This is a genomic window from Streptomyces sp. NBC_01268 (assembly GCF_036240795.1).
GTDB lineage: Bacteria > Actinomycetota > Actinomycetes > Streptomycetales > Streptomycetaceae > Streptomyces.
The window spans coordinates 8,438,345-8,461,419 of sequence record NZ_CP108454.1; the positions used below are offsets into that span (position 1 = coordinate 8,438,345).

A 23,075-nucleotide genomic window follows, 5' to 3' on the forward strand; every position below is an offset into this window, starting at 1 on the left:
TCGCAGTTCAGGCGGCGGACTGCTTCGGGTCGACTGGGGCAGTAGACGTGTCTTGTGGCAGGTGAGGCAGATGGCGGCCTTCGGGGGCCCGTTTCAGCCCCTTCGCTCCTGTCTGATCCCAACGCGCCCCCGGTGGAACCGGTTTGCGCCCTGTGGTGGAGTGGCGGCCATCGGTACTACAGAAACATGCCTCGTAAGCAGCGGCCCTATCCGAGTGACCTCTCCGACGCCCGCTGGAAACTGCTGGAACCAACCCTGACGGCTTGGCGGGCCGAGCGAAGAGGAAAGGGCCTGGACATCGGTCGGCCGCCCGAGCACGATCTGCGCCGAATCATGGACGCCATCCTCTACGTCGACCGGACCGGGATCCCCTGGCGGTATCTGCCGCACGACTTCGCCCCATGGGAAACCGTCTACGGATACTTCGCCGCCTGGCAGAAGGACGAGGTCTTCGACCAGCTCAACGGTCTCCTGCGGCGACTGGTCCGGAAGGCCGAAGGTCGCGATGTCGAGCCCAGAGCATCAAGACCTCAGCCAACGTGCCCGCAGCCGATCAGGGCATCGACGCGGGCAAGAAGATCGTAGGCCGCAAACGGCACATCGGTGTCGACACGCTAGGCCTCCTCCTGACCGTGCTGGTCACCGCCGCCAGCGTCTCCGACAACGCCGGCGGCATCCACCTGCTCTCGGACATCGCCAAAGGCCACCCCCGCATCACCAAAGCCTGGGCCGACACCGGCTACCGCACCAAGGTCATCGACCACGGAGCCCGCCTGGGCATCGACGTCGAAGTCACCCGTCGCGACCCTGGCCAGAAGGGCTTCAAGGTGATTCCGCGACGCTGGGTCGTCGAGCGGACCTTCGGATGGCTCATGCACCACCGCCGCCTCGCCCGCGACTACGAAACCCACCCCCACCGCTCCGAAGCCATGATCAAGGTGGCCATGGTCGACCTCATGAGCCGACGACTCACCCACGAATCCACCCCAAACTGGCGCGACTCCTGAGTCAGGAGGAAGCGTCCTGAGCAGGGCAGTGCCAGTCGGCCGAGTCGATCGCGTTCTCCTCCGTGTCACTGAGGTGGAAGCAGTTTCCGTTGACCCACACCGTGACCGATTCGGGCCGATGGTCGACCTGGAATGGTTCGTCACCCCGCAGAGTGCCGGACCATGAGCCATCCGCTTCAGGCGAATGGGTGACAACGACCCACGTCTGCTTCGGGAGCATCTGATGTGTCTCCGCCCAGGGCTCCACGGTCAACTCCAGCGCGGACTCACCTCCATTGCTGATCAGCAACCGCGCTGTTCCGACACTGCCCATTCCCGGCACCCCTCCCTGCCTCTACGGACGATCCCGCACGCAGCTGCAGAGTAAGGGCCCGCACGACCCGATCGTCACGCACGCACGACTATCTGAAGCCGCCCTGTCATCCGAGATATCAAACAGCCCTGCCGGGACAAAACGCTCTTTTAGAGGTTGGCTTTCCAGGGCCCGTGGGTGAGGGTGGTCCCGCCGTCGGGCGTGATGGTGACGCGCGCTCCGTACACGGGTAGTTCGCCGAGCCAGTTGAGGCGGTCGAGGATGTCCTCCAGCACGTCCCACAGGCGGCGTGGGCCGCTTTGGTGCACGGTGGGGGCTTCGCGGGGGGCGGTGGCATGGGCGCGGGCCCATGAGCCGTCGCGGCAGGCGTCAGGGCGCTACATCTCCTATCAGACCTCCGATTATCAGACGCAGGTCGCCGATCTGGACACCCAGCGGGTCATATTGCGGCGGCCGAGCGGCGGCTACGGTCAGGTCACCTCCCTCGTGGGCGACACGCTGTGGCAGGAAAGCACGCGGACCGGTGTCGTCGAAGCGTTCGACGTGACCACCGGCACGTGGAAGTGGTCGCGGAAGGTATCCGACTGCGACCTGACGGAGCTTCAGGTGTGGGGCGCCTACCTCTACTGGCGGTGCGGCGACGCGAAGGCCGGTGTCCAGGCGTGGAGCCCGGCCGTCGACATCCCCGTGCCTGCGCACGACCGGGCGATGCTCGGGGAACGGGTACCTCGCGCACTCGAAGGGCGGTGTACTGTCCGTCACGCCGCTGCGCGAGCCGGGGTCGACGCGGGTGATCGGGGACCTCGCCTATGTCAACGACTACTGGACTGTGGATCGTTTCGGCGGCGCCATCGCCTACAGCGACAAGCAGCAGCGTATCCACGTCGTCCCGACCGGCGTCCCCGCATCCGCCCTCTCCGTCCTCGACCACGACGACGCGCAGGTCCTGGACCTCGCCGCCAATTCCTCCTGGACCGGCAGGTGGTGGCTGAACAAGCCCGCCGGCTCTTGGTCGCTGACACTCAAGGACCGGGCCGGGATCGTGGTGCGGACCCTGCGCGGGGGAGAGACGCGGGGGCTGGTGAAGGCCGTGTGGGACGGCCGGGGTGACGGCGGCACGGCACTGGCCGAAGGGCGGTACACGTGGGAGCTGGCCGCCGCACCCGCCGACGGTGTCGGGGCCGACCTGTACCGCATTGGTGAGACGTTTCTGACGCGCGGGGGTCTCGCTACGTACGAGCCGGTGGCCCCGGCTCGGATCCTCAGCACCGTGACAGGCATCGGCGCGCCGAAGGCGAAGATCGGTCCCGGCGGCACGGTGACAGTCCAGGTCACCGGACGCGGCGGGGTGGCCACGACCGGCGTGACGGCGGTGACCATGAACGTGACCGCGACGAACCCGACCGCGTCGACGTACGTGTCGGTCTACCCCACCGGGACGAACCGCCCTGCCACATCCAGTCTGAACGTGGCGGCCGGGCGGACCGCGCCGAACCTGGTGACCGTCCCGGTCGGCAAGGACGGCAAGGTCACGCTCTACAACCACTCCGGCTCCGTCGACCTTCTCGCCGACGTGGCCGGCTCCTACACACTCAGCGGCCAGGGCGACCGCTTCCGAGCGGTGACGCCCGCCCGGCTGCTCAGCACCGTGACCGGCACGGGCGCGCCGAAGGCCGCCATCGGCCCGGGCAAGACGGTATCTGTACAGGTCGCGGGCCGTGGCGGGATTCCGGACACGGGTGTGACAGCGGTGACGGTGAACGTGACCGCCACGAACCCGACCGCGGCGACGTACGTGTCGGCCTATCCGTACGGGACACCGCGCCCTGCCACGTCGAACCTGAATGTGACCGTTGGCCAGACCGTGGCCAACCTGGTGACCGTCCCGGTCAAGGACGGCAGGATCACGCTGTACAACCATGCCGGTTCGATCGATCTCCTGGCCGACGTGGCCGGGTACTTCACCAGCGCGGCCGGGCAGGGCGACCGGTTCAGAGCAGTGGCCCCCGCCCGGATCCTGACCACCGTCACCGGTGTGGGGGCGCCCAAGGCCAAGGTCGGCGCGGGCCAGATCGTGAACCTGCAGGTCGCGGGCCAGGGCGGCATACCGGTCACCGGCGTGTCCGCGATCGTCATGAACGTGACCGTCACCAGCCCGACCACGTCGACGTACGTGTCGGCTTATCCGTACGGGACCCCGCGGCCGGCGACCTCGAACCTGAACGTGACCGCCGGCCGTACACTCGCCAACCAGGTCGTCGTCCCGATCCGCGACGGCAAGGTGACGCTGTACAACCACTCCGGCGCGGTGGACCTCCTCGCCGATGTGGCGGGCTACTTCACCGAGTAAGGCCGGTCGGCCCCCGAACAACCAGGGGCGGCGCACCGTTCTTGGTGTGACTCCCGTCGGCGCGTGCCGTCGCGGCTGGGATCCGTTCACGTACCCGGAGATCCGCAAGTTCCTCGACGAAGCCCCCGCGATCCAGAACGTCGACAACCAGGTCGATGCGGCTCGGCTGGCTGCGGCTGGCGGCCGAGGAGTGCGGCAGGCCGCCGCGAAGGCGATGACCGGAACGCCTGAGGAGCTGGACGAGTTCCTCCTCTACGGCTTCGAGGGGCCGCTGGACATCGACCGGCAGGCTGAGATCGCCCGCATCTCAGGTATGGGTGGTTGCGAGGTCAAAGCCGAGGTCACAGCTGCGCTCAAGGGCACGGTTGCCGACCGTGAGGAGTTTCTGGCCAAGGGCCAGTACGAGGCACGGAAGCTGGACAACCAGGCGGAGGTCGCAGGCCTTGCGAGTGCCGGCGGCCCGAACATGAGGGCTGCAGCTACCGTCGCGCTCAAGGGCACGCCGGAGGACATCGTCGAGTTCCTGGAGATCGGGCAATTCACCGCCCGTGACCGGGACCAGGAGCTCATGTCCGTCGCGGATCTGGTCAAACAGGCCGAGCAGGCGGGCAGGCAGGCCGAGGACGCGGCCGAGGAGGCTGAGGAGGCCAAGGACAAGGCGGTCGAGTCCTCCAGGCTGGCCAAGGAAGCAGCCAGGAACGCCGCGGAGGAGCTGGCTGGAGCCAACATCAGTAAGAAAGAGCCGACGGAGGAACATCGAAGCGGATGCTGAGCGTCTGCAGCAGCTCTTCCGCCGCGAGGCACCGCACCAGGTCCCTTGGTCCAAGAAGCGATGGGCAAGCAGGCCCGAGCCCTGCTGGTGCAACTGGACGCGGCCTGCGAAGCGGTTGCCGACCTCGCTCAGGTCACCGAGGAAGCCTTTCAAGCTCATCCCGACGCCCCGACCATGCTGCGCTTCCCCGGCATCGGCGCCCAGATCGGCGCACGAATCCTCGCGGAGATCGGTGACGACCGCACTCGGTTCGCCACCACCGGAGGGCTGAGGGCATACGCGGGCGCGGCCCCCATCACCCGGGCCTCCGGTAAACGCCACTACGTCGGACGCCGGTTCGTCAAGAAGAACCGGCTCAACCACGTCGGCCACCTCTGGGCCTTCTCCTCCCTCAGCGGCTCGGTCGGCGCCGACGCCCACTGCCGCCGAGGACGTACCGGCGGAGACTGGCACATGCAGGCTCTGCGGCACCTGTTCAACCGGATGCTCGGCCAGCTCCACCACTGCCTTCAGGCCCGGGCTTCCTTCGACGAATCCACCGCCTTTCCCGTCACCCAGGGCAAAGAAGTCACGAGCAGCTGAGCCTGGGACTGCCTACCAGTGCAACGTGATACTGCCGTCGGCGTTGATCTCCTCGCGCACGGTCTCGACGTGATGCTTCCAGGCAGGTATCTCTGCTTCGGCGGTCGCACGGAGCCAGTCGGTGAAGGACGCGTAAGTGCGGACGGGAACGTCTGCGTGCTCGCCTTCGGAGTATGACCAGACCTCGGGATCAGGTCCGGTGCCTCGCATGAACTCGAACTGATAGCCCTGATGCATGTAGAAGACGCGATCGGTGGCCTCGAAGTGGAAAGGCGATTCGTTCTCTTCGAGGAGTTCGCGGGCAGCTGTCCCCAGGCCAAGGACGCGGGGGTGGTAGACGTCCTCCCCCTGCATGAAGCGCCCGGCGCCACCGCCGATCAGGGAGAGGAACTCTCGGTAGGCATCTGCCATCGGCGCTTGTTGATCACGCTCGATGGCCAGGACGATCTCGGCTGGCAGGCCTTGGAGCTGATCGGGGCGGGCCGTGGTGCCGTCGGTGATCGCGTCGACCGTAGCCCGGACCCGCTGCTTCGGCGTCAGCAGGCCGGGCTCAACCAATGACTCCGGCTCCCGCCCCGTTGCTGGGCTCTCGTCTTGGCGTCGCTTCCACCACATCTGGCACCCCCATCCGCTCTGTGATCGAGAGCTTACGTGTGCTCCGATCCGGCCTTGATTCGGCCCGATCGGCTTGACGTCTTAATACTCCAGTGTAGTGATCTTGTTAGCGGGATGCCGGGTCACGGTCGGGCCGATTCCCGTCTCGATCGGTCCGGTCCGATGCGCTTGCCGTATCAGCTGGACTGGTCGGGGGAGGGGTAGCCGACGCTGTCCGTGCAGAAGCGGTCCTGCTACCGGGCCCGGGACAGTAGCCGCGGGACATCCCAGTCGAGGATGAATTCGCCGACGGTGTACTCGTCGGCGGTTCCGGATCCCATGCGGGATCCGAGTCGGTCGAGGGAAACCACGAACTCGTTCAGGTCCTGCAGGACGGCGACGACATCGTTGAGGGGTATGCGGATCTCTCGGGAGGACATGTCCATCGGCCGATTCAATTCCAGAGCGGGTACTCCGGCCCAGATCGCGGTCTTGCTGGTCGGGGCTGGTCCGGGAGCGGATGCGGCCACCGTTGATCATCGGTGTGTGAAGACAGAAGATCAGACGGTGGCCGCCGGTCGCAGCATAGATCTCGGCCGCTGGCAGGAGACGTTCGAGGTCCTCATGGGCCGTATCGCAGGACGGTTCGGCCGGGTAGAACCGCGGCGCCGGACACGGGCGTTCGTGCTCGGGTTGCTCTCGGAGCTGCCGCGCAAGAACTGCTGGACGCTGGCCGAGCATGCCGGCGAAGCGAACTCGTACGGCCTGCAGCACCTGCTGTCGCGGGCCCAGTGGGATGCCGACGCGGTACGCGACGACATCCGCAGCTTCGTCGTCGAGCACCTGCGCGACGCCTCGGCGGTGCTGGTCGTCGACGAGACTGGCGACCTCAAGAAGGGCCGTGCGCCGCCACCGTGGGCGTGCAGCGTCAGTACACCGGGATCGCTGGACGCATCGAGAACAGCCAGGTCGCCGTCTACCTTGCCTACTCCACCCCGCTCGGTCACGCGGCGATCGACCGGGACCTGTATGTGCCGCGCTCCTGGACCGAGGACACGGCCCGCTGCCAGACCGCCGCCGGGATCCCGACACCGTCGGCTTTGCCACGAAGCCCGCACTCGCCGCCCGCATGATCGGCCGTGCCCTGGACGCCGGCGTCCCCGCATCCTGGGTGGCCGGCGACGAGGTCCACGGAGGCAACCCACACCTGCGAGCCGCTCTGGAGAAGCGGCAGGTCGGCTACGTACTCGCCGTCGCCCGTGACCACCAGATCACCACACGCGCGGGCAAGTTCCGCGCGGACACCTTGGTCAAGAGGCTGCCGAGGCGGGCCTGGCAGAAACGCTCCGCCGGGGCCGGAGCCAAAGGCCACCGCTTCTACGACTGGGCCCTGGCCGACATCGTCGACGACCGGCCCGGCCACCACCAGCTGCTTGTCCGCCGCAACCGGCGCACCGGCGAACTCGCCTTCCACCAGTGCTACTCAGCGACCCAGGTCCCGCTGTCCACCCTGGTGCAGGTCGCCGGACGCAGATGGACCGTCGAAGAGACCTTCCAGTCCGGCAAGGGCCTGGCCGGACTGGACGAACACCAAGTCAGACGCTGGACGTCCTGGCACCGCTGGGTCACCCTCGCCATGCTCGCCCACGCCTTTCTGGCCGTCGTCCGCGCCGACGAAGCCGCGCGCTGCCCCAGGCCGGACGAGCTGATACCGCTCACCTGCAACGAGATCCAACACCTGTTCAACACGCTCGCCGTCCGGCTCGTCCACGACACGGTCCACCGGCTCGACTGGTCCCATTGGCGACGTCACCACCAGGCCCGATCCCAAGCCAGCCACTACCAGCGACAAGCCGCTCGGGCATGAAGATCGCGAACTACAGCTGGAGTATTAACTGCATGAGGTGTCTTTGTACGCGTAGCCGGACACAGAGGTCTCCTTGCGGACGGGCCGGGGCGGCGGGCCGATCCGGTGGCCGTACGCTGCCCGGATGACCCCGTCCTCATCCGCCCCGCCGCGCCCTCGGCGCCGGGCCCGCCGTACAGCCGATCCGCGCCCAGGAGGCGGACTTGCTGCGCGGCCTGCCGCCCATCGAGATGCCCGACCCGGACGAACTTCGTGCGCGGGGAGTGCTCGGGCCGCCGCCAGCGCCTGCGCCGAGGTCGCGCCGTGTCCTCGGCGCCGGACGCACTCCGGGGGCGTCGGTCACCGGCAGCACGGACAACGGACGTGGCGATGGTGGCGTGGAGCGCGAGGGCATGGAGCCGAACGAGTAGGGGTTTTCCATCGAACTCTCGGTCGAATGAAAATCGCGGATCTGTGGCGGCGGCGGAGTGCCGAAGCCGTTCCGGCGGGCGGCGGGCGGCCGGCGGCCCTGAGGGGCCGTAACGTCCCAGGTCAGCCCAACTGCCGTACCGTGCCTGCGATCCGGTCTCCAGCAGCGACACGCGGTACGGGTCGAAATTGAAGTCCGCCCCAAGATCCAGTGGTTGGATTGCATCAGACACTGCTTACGAGCTGGTGCGTGATAGCGGTGGAGACGTGTTTGCCTGGTCGAGGTCGAGGTCGAGGTCGAGGTCGAGGTCGAGGTCGAGGTCAGGCGTTGGCGGTGCGGTCGGAGACGAGGCTGTCGATGGCCCGGTAGGTGTCGGGCAGAGTCTCGCGCCGGTGGATCCAGCGGGCCAGCTGCTTCCAGCGTTTGTGGTCGGGAAGTGCCTGCTCGACGGTGATGCGCTTCGATGAGTGTTTGTGTCGGGCTTCTTCTCTGGCTGCGTGCACGTGCGGAAGGGCGATCTTGTTTGGCGCTCCGGGCGGTGTGATCGCCTGTCCAGGTGGTCGCGGCGGAGGCCCAGATATCCGTCGTGCAGGAGAACCTCCACATCAGGGAAGTGCTGGAAGCAGACACCGATTCCTTCGTTGCGTGTGGCGGTCGCGTCATGCATCCGCGCTGGTCGCAGGGCATCAGTCCCAAACGGGCGGCCCTGGTGGTCGGCGATGACGGTGACCTTCATCGTGTTCGGCTTCTTCTTCCCCGAGACGAACGCCCGGCGTCCGCCGCGGCCGGCCAAGGGTCTGCGGACCTGGATCTCGGTGGCGTCCAGCCGCAGTTCGATGCCCTCGGCCTGGCATAGGCGAACACGTCCGCCAGGGTCCGAAGCCGCAGGCCAGGACGGTCGGGCACCGCGCATCCGCGTTCGGCCAGAAGTCTGCGTATCTCTCCGGTAGCCCGGGTGATGGTGGAGCGGTCGACACCGAACAGCAGGGCGAGGACTGAGTGCGGGAGATCGTGTCGCAGGTGGATCAAGGTGGCGATCAGCCGGTCGACGAACACCAGCCGAGGTCGGGCGCCTGCCCTGCCTCGCGTTTTCTGGCCCCTCCACGTGCCTCGTGACGGCGTCCCCCGACAGCGGCCTGCCACGGATCGGCCAACTCCGCAGCCAGGCAAGTCAGATGCTGCCGGGAGATGCCTGTAAACAACTGATGCGCGAGAACCGCCGGCCGACCATGATTGCCACAGCCGGATCATGCCATCCACCAGCACGGACGCCTCACCCGCTATCACGCACCAGCTCGTAAGAGGCCCTAACAAAGGCGTTGGACGTGTCGGTGAGTGATGAGGCAGGTGGCGAGGTCGAGCAAGGCTTCGTGGGTGTCGTCGCGTCGTTCCCAGTGGACGCGTAGCCGTCGGAAGCCGTGCAGCCAGGCAATCGTCCGCTCGATGACCCAGCGGGGACGCCCAGGCCGGAGCCGTGCGGGACGCCTCGTCGGGCGATGGCTGGTTGACGCCCATGGCACAGACTAGCCGGCGGTATTGTCGTGGTCGTAGCCCCGGTCGGCCAGCAGCGAGCCCGGTCGTCGCCTTGGCCGGCCGACCAGGAAGGCGACGGGGACGGGATCGCGAGCAGGGCGTGATCGTGCTGGAAGCGCTGGCCTTGAGGCCGAGTCTTCCGTCCTGATTTTCCCCGAAGGATGAGCGAGGCGCCGCGCGTCCGGGCGACCTGCTTGTACGCGGCGTCGGGTGCGAGATCCGCGGACTGCACCGTCTCCACCAGGTCTGGTGTCGGAGGGGGGAGGTCCTACTCCTCCTGCTGGCAGACGGAGGCCATTTCACCCCGAAAATGGGTGCCCCGGCTCCTGTCGCCGATCGGCCAGATCAAGACCCGAAACTGGGCGGTCCGGGCTGACGGCCGACGCTACGGTAGCGGCCATGGATCCTGAGACGGCGTTCGCCGGCGAAGAACTATTCGCCCATGCCCGGCCCTGGGACGTGGTGTATGACGCGTTGTGGGTGTCACACAGCGAGTTCTGGCTGGTAGCCGGCAACGGACCCGGCGCTGACGTCGTGACCGCCATCCCTGAGGGTGACTCCGTGAAGGGCAACGGAGAGGCGATCGGTATTGCCACGCTGGGCTCGGCTGGGCGGATCGCGGTTGCGCTGTCCGTCTGGGAGGCGTCCGCGCCGGACGGTCAAGGCACGCTGCTGGGAACGTCTCGCATCATGGTGCCTGACAGAGAGCTTGCGGTTGTCAACGTGGAAGGCCGGGAGCCCGGCCCCGTCCTGGTGGTCTTGGACGAGGGTGAGCACGAGGTGAAGGTGTGGCGGCTTGCGCCAGGGAGTGCTGATGATCCCGAGCGCTATGACGTCCGCGTGTGGCTGTGCCCCGCCCGTGGTTGACCAGGGCACAGCCTGAGCGTGCGGTTGAGTTACATCCTGGTCGTCAGCGTGGACGTCACGGCGTGATCGTCACGATGAACTTGTCCTTGTGGAGGATCCGGTCCTTGGTGTACCAGTTCCCGAGGGTCGCTCCGGCAGAGCGGTTCTGTGAGAGGTCGAGGTACACGGAGAAGTTGGTCCCTGCGGCCGGCCCCTCCCAGGTCGATCCGAAGGGGATCGTCGCAGTCCAGGCCCGTGGGGTCTGCGGGCCTGATGGGCGCGCAGGCGTTGTTCTTGGCCGTGATGTTCTTCTGCCGCTGGGTAGCGGCGACCGCGTCCCAGCCTTCGTACAGCCGGGTCAGCGGGCGGTCCACCGTACCCCCGGGGATGGACTTGCCTGCGACGACAGTGTGGTGGCGCTCGGGTTGTTGAGCGCCGTGTAGATGTCTGCCGCAACGGCCCCGTGCGCGGTGGAGCTGACGCCGTAGGTGAGGTTCGGCGTGACCTGGTCGAAGATCCCGCTGCCGACGGTGCCTTCGAGGTAGCTGGCCGAGTCAAGCCTGATCCCGGTGATCGCATCCCGGTAGTTGAGGATGCCGGGGCTGGTGACCATGGAGATGGGGCAGCGCGACACGAAATCCCGGCCGACTGCCAGGGACTTGTCCTGGTCGAACACGGTCGTGGCGACCGCGTTGCCGTTGGCTCGCCACTGCTCGATCGTCTTCGGATTGTTGGCGCTGTTGATGATTCCGCAGGCCGGATTGGAGCCGTCAGATCCGCTGTATCCCAGCGTGTCTCCGACCACCTCGAAGGCCAGGTCGTTGTGGTAGCCCACGAAGTCGAAGAATCCGAGATTGGCCTGGTAGTAGATCTCCCGGTAATCCTGCGGCGCCTGTCCCGCAGTGGTTTGCACGTAGCTCGTTGTTCCGACGACCTTCCCCGTGCTGTCCACCCAGTTGAACGCCTGCTTCTTGACGGAGCAGTACTGGAAGTGACTGACCACCCTCGCACCCTGCTGCCCGCCGAGGATGTTCCGGCAGTCGTTGATGGGGTCGTACGCGAGGTTCGTCCGCCTGCTGGGGCCGCCGTCCTTGTAACTGTCCAGGTTGACGTTGTACTTGGCGCCAGTGTGCTGGGCTATGACGTCGCCGTGCTCGGTCTGTGTGGCCCAACCGGGCTCGGCAGTCTTCCTCGAACGGTTCCGCGCAATGGTGTCGATCGGCACCCTGTCTCCTCTTGGGGATGGGGTGCTCTGCGTCGACGGTTTGATGGATCACAGTTGAGGTTGACCTTGGGGCAGGGTGGAGGCTCATCGCATCGGCACGACGCCGACCCGGGCACAACCGATGTGAAGGAGCAACATGTCCACCAACCTTTCCGGCCAGGGCCAGGATCGTCCGGAGCTGCAGAAGGCGATCGAGGAGTTGGCCGAGGCTGGCTTCGTCGGGATCCAGCTCCGGGTGAACGACGAGCAGGGCGAGTGGGTCGGCAGTGCTGGTGTGCGCGAGCTGGGCCAGAACGCCAAGCCGCTGACGAACGGGCACTTCCGCATCGGCAGCAGCACCAAGAACTTCGTCGCCACCTCGGTGCTCTTGCTGGTGGCCGAGGGAAGGATCGGCCTGGACGCCCCTGCCGATGACTACCTGCCCGAGTTCGGTCTCGACCGGAGGATCACTGTGCGGATGCTGCTGCAGCACACCAGCGGCATCTTCAACCACACCGGCGAGCTCTACGAGGACGGGACGATTGTGCTGGGGGTTCCCTGGCAGGGCAAGGAGTGGGTGGACAACCGGTTCAAGACCTACCTGCCCGAGGAGCTGGTACGGCTGTCGTTGTCCAAGCCGGCGCGGTTCGCGCCGGGGGCGGGTTGGAGCTATGCCAACACCAACTACGTGCTGGCCCGGCTGGTGGTCGAGAAGGTCACCGGCCGTCCGTTCGTCGAGGAGTTGCAGCGGCTGATCCTGGGGCCGCTGGGGATGACCGGCACCGTGGCGCCGGGCCCCTCGCCGGAGATCCCCGAGCCGCACAACCACGGCTACTACCGCTACGAGGACGTCGGACAAGAGCGGACGGTCGATGTCACCCGTCAGAACCCGTCCTGGGTCGGAGCCGGCGGCGACATGATCTCGACCACCCGGGACCTGCACACGTACTTCTCCGCAGTGATGGGCGGCAAGCTCCTGCCGGCCGAGCTGCTGGCCGAGATGCGCACGCCGGAGGCGACGGTCGGCTACGGCCTTGGAGTGTTCGCGCAGGAAACGGAGGGCGGCACCGTCTTCCACCACAACGGCGCCACCATGGGCTCGGCGGCGCTGATGTACAGCACCCCCGACGGCAGCAAGACCCTGACCGCCGGGCTGACCTGGGTGGACGACGCCGACCTGTCGATAGCACCGGCATTCCAGACCGCCCAGCAGCGTTTCGTCGACGCAGTGTTCTGCGGCAAACTGGGCTGATGAGGAACGGGGTCACGATCGGGCAGGCGGCGGCGTTCGTCGGCGTCACGGTGAAGACGGTGCGGCACTACCACAAGCTCGGCCTGGTCGCGGAGCCGGCGCGTGACAGCTCCGGCTATCGGCGGTACGGATCCGGCGAGCTGCTGCGCCTCGTGCAGGTGCGGACGCTGGCCGCCGCGGGCGTGCCGCTAGCCGAGATCGGGCCCATGCTCGACGCCGACGCCGCGCAGTTCGGCGCCGCGCTCACCGACGTCGAGCGGCAGCTCACCGAACGCATCGATGAGCTGGTCGCCCGCCGCGACACGCTGCTCCGGCTCGCCGACGGAGACCAGGCCCTGCTTCCCGACCGCGCCTGCGCGGTCCTGGACCGGATGCCCGGCCTCGGCTTCAGCCCCGACTACGTGGCCGCACAACGCGAGGCCCTGGTACTGGCCCGGGCGCTGGTGCCGGAGGGCTTCGACGGCTTCCTGACCCAACTCGAACACGGGCTGGACGACCCCGAGTACATCGACCTGACCAAGCGCGGCCAGGAGGCCGAGACCTGGGAACCGGACGACCCGAGGATCGAGGAGCTCGCGGCCGCAATGGCCGACCGCTACCTCGCCAACCCCGCGCTGCTGGGGGATCCCGCCAGCCTGCAGGCATGGGCCAAGGCTTCGGCTCAGTACAAGCTGATCAACAACCACCGCGAGGACCAGGCACCGATCTCAGCCCGGCTGACCGCGCTCACCGAGACCAGACTCCGCGCTGCGGGCCTACCCGTCCCCCACCGATGAGGTCCTGGAAGTTCATCGTGTCCCTGTATGTGATCGGCTGACAGTGTCGGCCGCGGTGTGGGGGTGGAGCACAGCGGTGGTCTGCCCCAGGCCGAGGCGCTTGTGCGACCTCAGCGCCTTTGGCTTTCGGTGCCCGACGAGCCAGGCGACGAAAGCCGGTCATGAGACTGCCGAGGATGGCCGCCCCGGCCGCGACCAGGGCGATTTTCCACTCACTCATGCCGGTGATCGTGCCACCCCATGCCGAGAGCGGGCGGTGGTCTCGCGGTCTCGGGTCGCATACGAAGTGGTTGTCCGGATTCGTGCGGCTGATCCTATGTCTGCCGGATTGTCAGTTCCTGGTTCTATCGTCGGTGTGGTTGGGCTTCTCCGAGGGTGGAAGGCGGACACGTTGGCGAACATCGTCTGGCACGGCGCGCAGGCCGCTCCTCGTCCGCCGGCATTCCCCCAGCCAGCTCCGCTGCCGATGCCTCCCCCGCCTGCGCAGACGACGCCGCTCTCTGCATAGACCTCCCCGGCTCCGGTCGCTGCAGTTCCACGGCAGCCAGGGTCCGCCGACCGAGCTGAGGGGCGGCTGTTGAACTGGGGGTCGAACGCGCACTGGGCGTCTGAGGTCCGGCCATGCCGACACTGCCACCACGCCGCGAATCTACGGGACGAGGAAGGGGCACCGTCGCACAAGACTTGCGCGGAGGCACGCACCACGCAGCGCAGTTGAGAGGGACCACTCGGCGGCCTGACCGCCCGGGCCCAGCCGCCACGTACGCTGGCACACGACGCCAAGAACGCCCAGGGGAGGCCCACGTGACCGCGCAACCCGGCTACGGCCTCGCCGGGTCCGTGCCGTCGATGCGGACGCTCGCCGAACTCTGTGCCGCTCCGGGGGGCTGGGGATCCCTGGAGACCTCCAGTCCTTCGAGCAGGAGCTGGCGGACGCGGACCTGGACGACGTCACGCACGTCCCAGCATGACTCAGGCCTACTGGCACCGGGTGCTGCTGCGGTGCGACCCGCAGCCGACGGCAGCCCTGACACGCAGCAGCGAGGAGGTTGCCTCCGAGCTGGCCCAGAAGCTGGGTGAGAGGAACGCTCGGTGACCCACGCGTTCTCCTGACGGTGCCTGCCTCACGGAGGACGAGGCCTGCAGCGCACCTCCGCTCGCGCGGAGAGGCCAGCCGGGTGTCCTCCTGCTTGAGGATCGCCTGCGGCCCACCTTCGCTGACGGAGAGGACCCAGCCACGGTCACTCTGGACCAGACCGGCACCGGCTCACCTCCGCTCGCGCGGAGAGGACAGGGGGTGGTCCACTGGTTCGCCCAGCGCTTCGGCTCACCTCCGCTGGAGCGGCGGTGAGCTGTGTTCCAGCCGTCAACTGCGAGTGACTCGAAGAGCCGTCAGCTTCGAGCGACTGCGGGCTGTCTTGTGGCAGAACCCGGCTGGCGGCCAGAGGTCGAGCGTCACCAGGCGGACCTTCGACCGGCTGTTCGTTCCGCGGCCTGATCTCGATCATGATTTGACGGACTAGCCCCATGTTCTTTGCCTGCGGCTTTGCTCGACGGCACGATCCGTCCGCCACCCTCTGGCCACGCAGAAGAGTCATCCACCGACGGAAGGTCGATATCCGTATCAAGGCATCGAGCACGGCTGCAGTTGCCGCACCGGCGCTGATACCCATCCTGGGTGGCGCGGCCCTGGCTACAGCCGGCGAGACGGGAGTGCAGGCACTCAATTGTCCCGGCTCCGGCGATATCACCCCAGGCGACAAGTGTACGACGTTGAGTAATGGCGTTCTCATGATCAACGAGACGAGCACTGGCTCGTTTGTGGGGCTGCAGTACTACAAGTCGGGCGGCTCTGCCGTGACCGCCCGCCTCGGCTATCTGCGGCAGGGTGTGAACCGCTGGAGTGGGTGGCAGTCGATGACGGCCGTCAATACGTAAGACGCTCAGTGGAGCGGGCTTTCGGGCGGGTGCTACCCGACGAACGGCCTGCTGAACACGAGCGGTGGGGCGACCTACCAGACTCCGGCGGCTGGTCCCTGCTGATTCCTCGGTGTCCGGTGGTCCACGCAGCTCGAGTGGGCTACCGGACACCGACTGGGCTCACGTTCACGTTCATGCAAAGAGAGTGGTCAAGTGCTGTACGCCGTCTTCAACGGGCACGGGATGTTCATCGCCCTGGCGACCTTGCTGTCGGCAACGGTCGGCTTCATCGTCTACAAACAGGCCCCCGAGTCCAGTGAGCACCGCGCTCTGAAGGGCTTCTTCGGAGCCTCGGTGACTGGCGTGGTGAGCTTGACGCTCTGGTCGACCGGATCCCCCGTTCATCAGCCGCGGGTGTGTGTGGTCAACCGCGATCTCATCGAACCGTTCACCACTGACCAGGGGCTGCTCAACGCGGGACTCTTTCTTCCGGTCGGGCTGCTGGGTGTCCTGGCAACCCGGAAAGTTGTCGGCACCGTCGCCTTCGGGGTCCTGCTCACCTTCGCGATCGAGACCCTGCAAGGTTCTCTCACCTTCCTCGGACGCGGCTGCGATTCCAGTGACCTGGTGATGAACTCCCTGGGTGTGGTCGCCGGCGCCGTCGCGGGATGGGCAGTCACCGTCCTGGAGAAGCCACGCGCCGGTTTCCTCCACGCCTGGCGTGCGCGGAGCACCTACGCGGCCGTGTCCACGGTCACCGCGCTCGCTCTGGTCTGGGCAGTCGCGATCGAGCCGCAGGTCGTGGACCGCACGCTGGGAATCGGGCGGGCGGACGCGGCTCAGGAGGCCGCGATCCGTGCGGTCGTCGACGAGTCCTTCGACGGGTACTACAAGGTCAGCCGCGTCGACTTCGCGGCCGGGCCGGACGGTACCGGCACGGTCATGGCCCAGTTCTCCGGGGGCGGCTCCGCCGAGCTCCGCTGGCCCGGCCGGGACACCTTCCAGGCCTACCTCGACATGACGAGCACGGGCGAGCCCAGCGGGTACCCGCTGCCCGGCGCCAAGGCGTCCCCTGTCGACGAGCAGCAGGCACAGGAGATCGCCGGCGCATATGCGGCTCGTCACGCTTCCTGGGGGCTGCGGGATGCGCGGCCGAGGACCACGAAAGTCGATGCGAACGCCGAGCTCGGCTGGATGACCAGTTGGCGTCGGCACGACGCGAACGGCGTCCTCATGCCCATGAGGCTCGACATCCAGGTCGATCGTGGCGGCCTCGTCACCCAGATCGTCATGACGAACATTCCGGACCCCCCTCTGCCCTCCCCCCCCCGCGTCCGGAAAGAGGGCGCGATCGCGGCCCTCCTGAACGCGAACAAGCAGGACGTAGCCAAGCCGCCGGCAGCTACTGCGGTGCTCAACCGCACCCTGCCCGACGGCACCGGTCCCCAGCTCCTGTCCGAACGGGACGAGGAGGGCTGGATCATCCTCGCCTTCACCTACATCCCCAGACGCCACCCCGATCTCGCCCCCGGCTCGCCCGACCTCCCGGCCGTCCTCGACACCGTCGCAGCCCTGCACGCCCCACTCACCCCGTGCCCCTACCCCCACGCCCCCGCCTTCACCGCCCACCCCGTCGTCGCCCACGCAGCCGACCACCACCACGCGATGACCGGAGACGCCCTGCTCCACTGCGACATCAGAGTCGACAACATGCTCCTCGGCACACGCCCGCCGTCGGCCGCTTCCTCCGCGGCGGCCTCGCCTACGGCACCGGCCTCAGCCTCGCCGGCACGCTCGTCTCCAGGGTGTGCCGACTCCAGTGACGCCGGCGGCGCATCCGCCGACCGCGTGACCGAGGGTGTCCTCACCCGGGCGTCACACGGCTGTCACTCCCGGATGAGCTCGAACGCCCATGCCTGGGGCGCGCCGATGCCCATAATCCCCAGCTCAAGATGAGGCGGGTGGACGATCAGCCTCGGCAGACCGGTCCCGTGGCTGGACGTCCCGCTCCTTCATGGTGAGGGCTGCAAAAGGAACACCGTCCGCCAAGCCCGCCCCGTCGACGTACGGGCGAATTGATCTGGTCCGCGTGTTTGACGACCACCCGTCCTATTATGTGAAGCTGGACCGATGCGCATCCTGGTTGTGGAGGACGACGAGAGCCTGGCCGACTCGCTGCGGCGTGGTCTGTCCGCCGAGGGGCACTGGGTCGACCTCGCCCACGACGGGCACCGCGGCCTGGAGCTCGCCCTCGGCGGAGACTACGACGCGGTGGTCCTCGACCTGATGCTGCCCGGGCTCAACGGCTACCAGGTGTGCGGCAGGCTGCGCCGCCTCGGCGACGCCACGCCCGTGCTCATGCTCACCGCCAAGGACGGCGAGTACGACGAGGCCGAGGGCCTGGACACCGGGGCCGACGACTACCTCACGAAGCCCTTCTCCTTCGTCGTGCTCCTCGCCCGGCTGCGCGCGCTCGGCCGCCGTGGCGGCGCCCGCGACGACCGCACCCTGCAGACCGGGGACCTCACCCTCGACGTCGCCGGCCGCCGCTGCCGCCGGGGCGGTACGGAGATCGAGCTCACCGCCCGCGAGATGGCCGTCCTCGCCTGCCTGCTCGCCCAGCCCGGCCGCGCCGTCGCCAAGCAGGACATCCTCGACGAGGTCTGGGACACCCCCACCACCGTCGACCCCAACATCGTCGAGGTGTACGTCTCCTCGCTGCGCAAGAAGATCGACGTCCCGTTCGGGCGGCGCTCCCTGCTCACCGTCCACGGCACCGGCTACCGCATGGCCACCGACGGTGGCTGACACCCCGCGCACCACCCGCCCACGCCGCGTCGAGCCGTCCCGGCTCGTGCCCCGGACCGTGCGCGGCCGCAGCGCCGCGGCGGCCGCCCTCGCCATGGCGCTCCTCCTCACCGTCGGCGGCGTCTGGCTGCACTCCCTGCTGCGCGCCAACCTCCTCGAGAACGCCAACGGCCGCACCGAACTCGCCGCCCGCAAAGTCGCAGCCCAGGCCGACACCGGCACCCTGCCCGCTCGGCTGCCCGCCTCCGAGGGCGGCGTCGACCTGGTCGTCGTCGTCGATGCCCGCGGCCACGTCGTCGCCGCCACCCGCGACACCGCGCCCGACGACGTCCCCGCCCTGACCGGCTTCCGCCCGCCGCCCGGTGAGGACAGCGCCACGCGCATCCTGCCCGGCGGCGAACGCAGCGATCTCGTCGTCATCCGCGCCACCACCCCCGGCGGCGAGGCCCGCTACGTCTACGGCATGACCGTCCTCAGCGACGTCGACGCCGCCACCGGAGCCATCGGCTGGGTCCTGCTCGCCACCACCCCGCCGCTCATCGTGCTCGCCGCCGCCCTCGCCTGGGCCGTCACCGGAGCAGCGATGCGCCCGGTCGGCGCGATCCGCACCGAACTCGACGCCGTCACCGCCCGCGATCTGGACCGGCGGGTTCCCGAGCCGCCCGGCGGTGACGAGATCGCCCTGCTCGCCCGGACCGTCAACACCACCCTGGACCGCCTGGAGCAGTCCGTCGGCCAGCAGCGCCGCTTCGTCGCCGACGCCTCGCACGAGCTGCGCGGCCCCATCGCCGCTGTCCGCTCCCGCCTGGAGGTCGCCCTCGCCGATCCCGGCGAGGCCGCCGTGCGCGCCGCCCTCGCCGACACCGAGCGGCTCCAGCAGGTCGCCTCCGACCTGCTGCTCCTCGCCCGCCTCGACGCCCGGCCCGTCGTACGGAACGAGCCCGTCGACCTCGCCCTGCTCGCCGCCGAGGACGCGGCCCGGCGCGGCGCCGCGCGCGCCCCGCTCGTGGTCGACGCGGACACGCCCGTACCGGTGCGCGGAGACCCCGCCCAGTTGGAGCGGCTCCTCGCCAACCTGGTCGACAACGCGCTGCGGCACGCCGCCGGCGAGGTACGGGTACGGGCCGCCCTGGAGCACGCCACCCCCGTCCTCGAGGTCACGGACGACGGCCCCGGCATCCCGCCCGCCGCCCGCGCGTACGTCTTCGAGCGCTTCGCCCGCCTCGACGCCGCCCGCACCCGGGACAGCGGCGGCACCGGCCTGGGCCTCGCCATCGCCCGTGACATCGCCCGCGCCCACGGCGGGGACCTGGTCGTCGCCGACAGCCCGCGCGGCGCGCGGCTGGTGGCGACGCTGCCGGGGTGCGCCGTCCAGGAGCCGCGGCGTTCCTGAGCGCGATTTCAGGACCTTCAGGAATCCTTCAGGGCCGTGCTCCGAGGATCGAGCGGTATGAAGCACCGTCGGGCGAAGAACACCGAGAAGGCGGACCTGAGGGCCGACCGGAGGGGCGAGCGGAGGGCCGACCGGCTTGCCGACCCGAGGGCCGCCACCGCCACCAGGGCCGGGGCGACCGGCGCGAGGAGGCGCACGCGCAGGCGGCCCCGGTCGAGAAGGTCCTTGATCGTCCGCGCACTGCTATGCACGGGCCTGACCGCCGCCATCTGCGCCGCCGGCGGGGGCTGGTACCTCTACCGGGACCTCTCCCAGAGCATCGGCGTCTCCACGGCCCTGGACGACGGCGCGCCCCGCTCGAAGCACGGCGACACCAACATCCTGCTGATGGGCCTGGACAGCCGCAAGGACAACAACGGCGAGGACCTGCCCGACGCGGTCCTCGACAAGCTCCACGCCGGCAGCTCCGAGATCGGCGGCTACAACACCAACACGCTGATCCTGCTGCACGTGCCCGGCGACGGCTCCCGGGCCACCGCGCTGTCCGTGCCGCGCGACGACCTCGTCGAGCTCACGGGAGTACCCGGACACGGCAAGGACAAGATCAAGAAGGCGTACGGCATCGCCAAGTACGAGGCCGAGCGGCAGCTCGCCCGGCGGGGCGTCACCGACCGGCGCACGCTGGAGCACGAGGGCCGCGAGGCGGGCCGCAAGGCCGAGATCCGTACCGTCCGCGACTTCCTCGGCGTGCCGATCGACCACTTCGCCGAGGTCAACCTGGCCGGCTTCTTCCACATCGCCGACGCCCTCGGCGGCGTCCCCGTCTGCCTCAACAAGCCGGTCAAGGACCACTACTCCGGCGCCGACTTCCACGCCGGACGCCAGACCCTCGACGGGCAGCAGGCGCTCGCCTTCGTCCGCCAGCGCCACGGGCTGCCGCGCGGCGACCTCGACCGCACCCGCCGCCAGCAGGCGTTCCTCGCCTCCGCCGCGCACCAGCTGAACTCCGTGGGCACCTTCACCGACCCCGGAAAGCTCGTCAAGCTCCTCGACACCGCCAAGAAGGACCTCGTCACGGACAAGGGCTGGGACCTGCTGTCGTTCGTCGAGAAGGCCAAGAACCTCTCCGGCGGGCACGTCGAGTTCGCCACCCTGCCCATCGCGGGCTTCGACAAGCACAAGGGCGAGGACGTCAACATCGTCGACACGGCACAGGTACGGGACGTGGTGCGCACCAAGCTGGCGAAGGCCCCCTCGGGCGCACCGGACCCGTCGGCCGCGCCGGGCGCGAAACCGTCCGGGGAGCCCGCCGCGAAACCCCCGGGCGGCGAGAAGGACGACGGCGTACGCACCCTGGACGGCGGGGGCATCCCGTGCGTGGACTGACCGCCGCGCTCGGCACGCGCCGCCGCGCCGAGGCCGTCCTGCTGCTGCTCGCCGTCGCGATCCCGGTGTACGGGTACGTGTACACCGGCGTCACGATGACCGCGTCGCCCACCGAAGGGCTCGCCGGGTTCGCCGCCAGCCTGCTGCTCCTCGCGCTCACCGCCCACCTGGCCGTACGCCGCTGGGCGCCGCGCGCCGACCCGCTGATCCTGCCCATCGCGTTGCTGCTGACCGGCATCGGGCTCGTCCTGCTGCGCCGCCTGGACATCACGTACGCGAAGAGGTTCGGCGCGGACCCGACCGCGACCGGGCAGCTGCTGTGGACGGTCGTCGGGGTAGCGACGTGCCTTGCCGTGCTGGCCGTGGTGCGCGACCATCGCCGCCTGCGCCGCTACCTGTACCTGACGATGGCGGTGGCGCTCGTGCTGCTGCTCGCGCCCGCGTTCTTCCCCGGCGACACCTACGGCGCCAAGCGGTGGGTCTTCCTGGGGCCGCTGTCCTTCCAGCCCGGCGAGTACGTCAAGATCATGATCGCGGTGTTCTTCGCCGGGCACCTCGTCCTCAACCGCGACGCACTCGCCCTCACCGGCCGCAAGGTCCTCGGCGTCCGGCTGCCGCCCGGACGGCAGTTCGGGCCGATCGTCACGGTCTGGCTGATCAGCCTGCTGGTGCTGATCTTCGAACGCGACCTGGGCACCTCGCTGATCTTCTTCGGCATGTTCGTGGTCATGCTCTACGTCGCCACCGAGCGCACCAGCTGGATCGTGTGCGGCCTGCTGATGGCGGCCGTCGGCGCGTTCGCCGTCGGCGCCACCGAACCGCACGTCAAGGGCCGTGTGATGGCGTGGCTGCACCCCATGGACATCTACCTGCCGGTCGAAGAGCGACCCGCGGGCCTCGTCTCCGACCAGGCCGCCCAGGCGCTCTTCGGCTTCGGCAGCGGGGGCGTCACCGGCACCGGCCTGGGCCTGGGGCACCCCGAGCTCATCGGCTTCGCGGGCCGCAGCGACTTCATCCTCACCACCATCGGCGAGGAACTGGGCCTGGCCGGCACCATGGCGGTCCTGCTGCTGTACGGACTGCTGGTGCAGCGCGGCATGAAGGCGGCCCTCGGGGTCAGCGATCCCTTCGGCAAGCTCCTGGCCGTCGGGCTGTCCGCCGCCCTCGCCCTCCAGGTGTTCGTCATCGCGGGCGGGGTTCTCGGCCTGATCCCGATGACCGGCAAGGCGCTGCCCTTCCTCGCCAAGGGCGGCTCGTCACTGGTCGCCAGCTGGGTGCTGATCGCGCTGCTGCTGAGGGTGAGCGACCGGGCGCCCGAGCCCCTGCCGCCGACGGGGTCGCCTCGGGACACAGGGGAGCGGGGGCGGTCGGCCGTCATGATGTGAGGGGGCCCTTGATCTGATGGTGGGTCGCTGTCGCCTTCCCGACAGCCGTACCGCAGGCCACGGAGGCCTTGCCGTGCACCAGCGGGTTCCGCACCGACCTGGGGCGCGACCGAAGAAGGAACGGGTGGCCTGCGCCGAAGCTCGCGCGGAGCAGTTCCGGGACTCGTCGGCGCGTGGGCGACGGTCGAGGACGAGCTCCTCGTCAACGCCTGACGGCTGGCTGTCCGTACCGACATGATTGGGCTATGGACTTCTAGCGAGAATTCCCTGGTGAGCTTCCGGGCGGACGCCTGCGATGCCATCGACAGTGCAGAGAGTCAATACAGGAGCAGGGTGGGTCAGCTCGAAGCCGATCGCGTCTACTCGGCGCCACTCCAACCCGTGCCCGTGGGACCTTTGGGCGACGTCCGAGTCAGCTGCGTGCGCGAGGAGCCGGCCACCCGCACCAAGATGCGCTTCGTGACAGTCCGCTCGGGCAGAATCGTCCTCAGGTTCGTGTACGGACCCATCAACGAGAAAGCCGCCTTCCCGAAAGAAATCGACACCGTGATCAGCACCTTCGTGAAGAAGGCCGAGGCGAAACCAGTCAAATAGGCCACCCCGAGCCCCACCGCCCCGCCTGGTGGAGGGGCTGACCCGCGCTCCCGCTGACAGGTGCGATCACGGCGGAGTCTGAAG

Annotated in this window: 18 protein-coding genes and 4 pseudogenes; 16 read left to right on the plus strand and 6 right to left on the minus strand. The window is 68.7% G+C overall.

Going from position 1 to position 23,075, the window contains the following annotated elements:
- The first annotated feature begins 186 nt into the window (after positions 1-186).
- Positions 187-1,007 (plus strand): annotated as a pseudogene (locus tag OG309_RS37775) (IS5 family transposase).
- 462 nt (positions 1,008-1,469) lie between these two features.
- Here the strand turns inward: OG309_RS37775 and OG309_RS38240 are convergent.
- Positions 1,470-1,595 (minus strand): hypothetical protein, encoded by a 126-nt coding sequence (locus tag OG309_RS38240; protein WP_443067623.1) that lies wholly within the window; start codon positions 1,593-1,595, stop codon positions 1,470-1,472.
- 515 nt (positions 1,596-2,110) lie between these two features.
- Between OG309_RS38240 and OG309_RS37785 the strand changes: the two genes are divergently transcribed.
- From OG309_RS37785 to OG309_RS37795, 3 genes are read left to right on the plus strand one after another with little or no spacing between them, the layout of a single operon-like run.
- Positions 2,111-3,670 (plus strand): FlgD immunoglobulin-like domain containing protein, encoded by a 1,560-nt coding sequence (locus OG309_RS37785; RefSeq protein ID WP_329428019.1) that lies wholly within the window; start codon positions 2,111-2,113, stop codon positions 3,668-3,670.
- A gap of 46 nt (positions 3,671-3,716) precedes the next feature.
- Positions 3,717-4,442: an ALF repeat-containing protein gene (locus OG309_RS37790; RefSeq protein ID WP_329428021.1), complete on the plus strand. Its 726-nt coding sequence runs from the start codon at positions 3,717-3,719 to the stop codon at positions 4,440-4,442.
- A 60-nt stretch (positions 4,443-4,502) separates the two neighbouring features.
- Positions 4,503-5,024 (plus strand): transposase, encoded by a 522-nt coding sequence (locus tag OG309_RS37795; RefSeq protein WP_443067624.1) that lies wholly within the window; start codon positions 4,503-4,505, stop codon positions 5,022-5,024.
- A gap of 12 nt (positions 5,025-5,036) precedes the next feature.
- On the opposite strand, the gene OG309_RS37800 is transcribed toward OG309_RS37795, so the two are convergent.
- A complete protein-coding gene (locus tag OG309_RS37800) occupies positions 5,037-5,582 on the minus strand; it encodes an SMI1/KNR4 family protein (RefSeq protein ID WP_329428022.1) in 546 nt (181 codons plus the stop codon).
- 290 nt (positions 5,583-5,872) lie between these two features.
- On the minus strand, positions 5,873-6,064 hold the full coding sequence (locus tag OG309_RS37805) for a hypothetical protein (RefSeq protein WP_329428023.1): 192 nt from the start codon (positions 6,062-6,064) through the stop codon (positions 5,873-5,875).
- Positions 6,065-6,242: 178 nt separating this feature from the next.
- On the opposite strand from OG309_RS37805, the pseudogene OG309_RS37810 reads away from it, so the two are divergent.
- A pseudogene (locus OG309_RS37810) lies at positions 6,243-7,485 on the plus strand (IS701 family transposase).
- 729 nt (positions 7,486-8,214) lie between these two features.
- On the opposite strand, the pseudogene OG309_RS37815 reads toward OG309_RS37810, so the two are convergent.
- Both OG309_RS37815 and OG309_RS37820 read right to left on the minus strand, forming a co-directional pair.
- Positions 8,215-9,096: pseudogene (locus OG309_RS37815) on the minus strand (transposase family protein).
- Positions 9,097-9,201: 105 nt separating this feature from the next.
- Positions 9,202-9,492, minus strand: a pseudogene (locus OG309_RS37820) (transposase); the annotation flags it as partial.
- A gap of 334 nt (positions 9,493-9,826) precedes the next feature.
- Here OG309_RS37820 and OG309_RS37825 point away from each other — a divergent pair.
- Positions 9,827-10,294, plus strand: coding sequence for a hypothetical protein (locus OG309_RS37825; RefSeq protein ID WP_329428025.1), 468 nt, complete (start codon positions 9,827-9,829; stop codon positions 10,292-10,294).
- 337 nt (positions 10,295-10,631) lie between these two features.
- Here the strand turns inward: OG309_RS37825 and OG309_RS37830 are convergent, their stop codons facing one another.
- Positions 10,632-11,498: a hypothetical protein gene (locus OG309_RS37830; protein WP_329428027.1), complete on the minus strand. Its 867-nt coding sequence runs from the start codon at positions 11,496-11,498 to the stop codon at positions 10,632-10,634.
- A 136-nt stretch (positions 11,499-11,634) separates the two neighbouring features.
- Here OG309_RS37830 and OG309_RS37835 point away from each other — a divergent pair, with 136 nt between their 5' ends.
- From OG309_RS37835 to OG309_RS37880, 10 genes are all read left to right on the plus strand, one after another.
- Positions 11,635-12,729, plus strand: a complete 1,095-nt coding sequence (locus tag OG309_RS37835) for a serine hydrolase domain-containing protein (RefSeq protein WP_329428029.1) — start codon at positions 11,635-11,637, stop codon at positions 12,727-12,729.
- Entirely contained in the window at positions 12,729-13,505 is a 777-nt protein-coding gene (locus OG309_RS37840; RefSeq protein ID WP_329428031.1) for a MerR family transcriptional regulator, read from the plus strand. Before OG309_RS37835 ends, OG309_RS37840 begins: the two co-directional genes overlap by 1 nt.
- Positions 13,506-14,472: 967 nt before the next feature.
- Positions 14,473-14,601 (plus strand): hypothetical protein, encoded by a 129-nt coding sequence (locus tag OG309_RS37845; protein WP_329428033.1) that lies wholly within the window; start codon positions 14,473-14,475, stop codon positions 14,599-14,601.
- A 431-nt stretch (positions 14,602-15,032) separates the two neighbouring features.
- Positions 15,033-15,443 (plus strand): hypothetical protein, encoded by a 411-nt coding sequence (locus tag OG309_RS37850; RefSeq protein WP_329428034.1) that lies wholly within the window; start codon positions 15,033-15,035, stop codon positions 15,441-15,443.
- A gap of 225 nt (positions 15,444-15,668) precedes the next feature.
- Positions 15,669-17,381 carry a VanZ family protein gene (locus OG309_RS37855; RefSeq protein WP_329428036.1) on the plus strand — a complete coding sequence of 571 codons (1,713 nt, stop codon included), beginning with the start codon at positions 15,669-15,671 and terminating at the stop codon, positions 17,379-17,381.
- 174 nt (positions 17,382-17,555) lie between these two features.
- The gene (locus OG309_RS37860; protein ID WP_329428037.1) at positions 17,556-18,233 is read left to right on the plus strand and encodes a response regulator transcription factor; all 678 of its coding nucleotides are present in this window, start codon (positions 17,556-17,558) and stop codon (positions 18,231-18,233) included.
- The gene (locus tag OG309_RS37865; RefSeq protein WP_329428038.1) at positions 18,226-19,626 is read left to right on the plus strand and encodes a sensor histidine kinase; all 1,401 of its coding nucleotides are present in this window, start codon (positions 18,226-18,228) and stop codon (positions 19,624-19,626) included. Before OG309_RS37860 ends, OG309_RS37865 begins: the two co-directional genes overlap by 8 nt.
- Positions 19,627-19,851: 225 nt before the next feature.
- Positions 19,852-21,012, plus strand: coding sequence for an LCP family protein (locus tag OG309_RS37870; RefSeq protein WP_329428039.1), 1,161 nt, complete (start codon positions 19,852-19,854; stop codon positions 21,010-21,012).
- Positions 21,000-22,397 (plus strand): FtsW/RodA/SpoVE family cell cycle protein, encoded by a 1,398-nt coding sequence (locus OG309_RS37875; RefSeq protein ID WP_329428040.1) that lies wholly within the window; start codon positions 21,000-21,002, stop codon positions 22,395-22,397. Before OG309_RS37870 ends, OG309_RS37875 begins: the two co-directional genes overlap by 13 nt.
- 270 nt (positions 22,398-22,667) lie before the next feature.
- Positions 22,668-22,991 (plus strand): hypothetical protein, encoded by a 324-nt coding sequence (locus OG309_RS37880; RefSeq protein WP_329428041.1) that lies wholly within the window; start codon positions 22,668-22,670, stop codon positions 22,989-22,991.
- Positions 22,992-23,075 lie beyond the last annotated feature (84 nt).

Bases quoted from the DNA above. Each gene is read 5' to 3' on its own strand.
- OG309_RS37795 (WP_443067624.1), top strand. From the start codon at position 4,503: ATGGGCAAGCAGGCCCGAGCCCTGCTGGTGCAACTGGACGCGGCCTGC.
- OG309_RS37805 (WP_329428023.1), bottom strand. From the start codon at position 6,064: ATGGACATGTCCTCCCGAGAGATCCGCATACCCCTCAACGATGTCGTC.
- OG309_RS37825 (WP_329428025.1), top strand. From the start codon at position 9,827: ATGGATCCTGAGACGGCGTTCGCCGGCGAAGAACTATTCGCCCATGCC.
- OG309_RS37835 (WP_329428029.1), top strand. From the start codon at position 11,635: ATGTCCACCAACCTTTCCGGCCAGGGCCAGGATCGTCCGGAGCTGCAG.
- OG309_RS37840 (WP_329428031.1), top strand. From the start codon at position 12,729: ATGAGGAACGGGGTCACGATCGGGCAGGCGGCGGCGTTCGTCGGCGTC.
- OG309_RS37845 (WP_329428033.1), top strand. From the start codon at position 14,473: ATGACTCAGGCCTACTGGCACCGGGTGCTGCTGCGGTGCGACCCGCAG.
- OG309_RS37850 (WP_329428034.1), top strand. From the start codon at position 15,033: ATGTTCTTTGCCTGCGGCTTTGCTCGACGGCACGATCCGTCCGCCACC.
- OG309_RS37855 (WP_329428036.1), top strand. From the start codon at position 15,669: ATGTTCATCGCCCTGGCGACCTTGCTGTCGGCAACGGTCGGCTTCATC.
- OG309_RS37860 (WP_329428037.1), top strand. From the start codon at position 17,556: ATGCGCATCCTGGTTGTGGAGGACGACGAGAGCCTGGCCGACTCGCTG.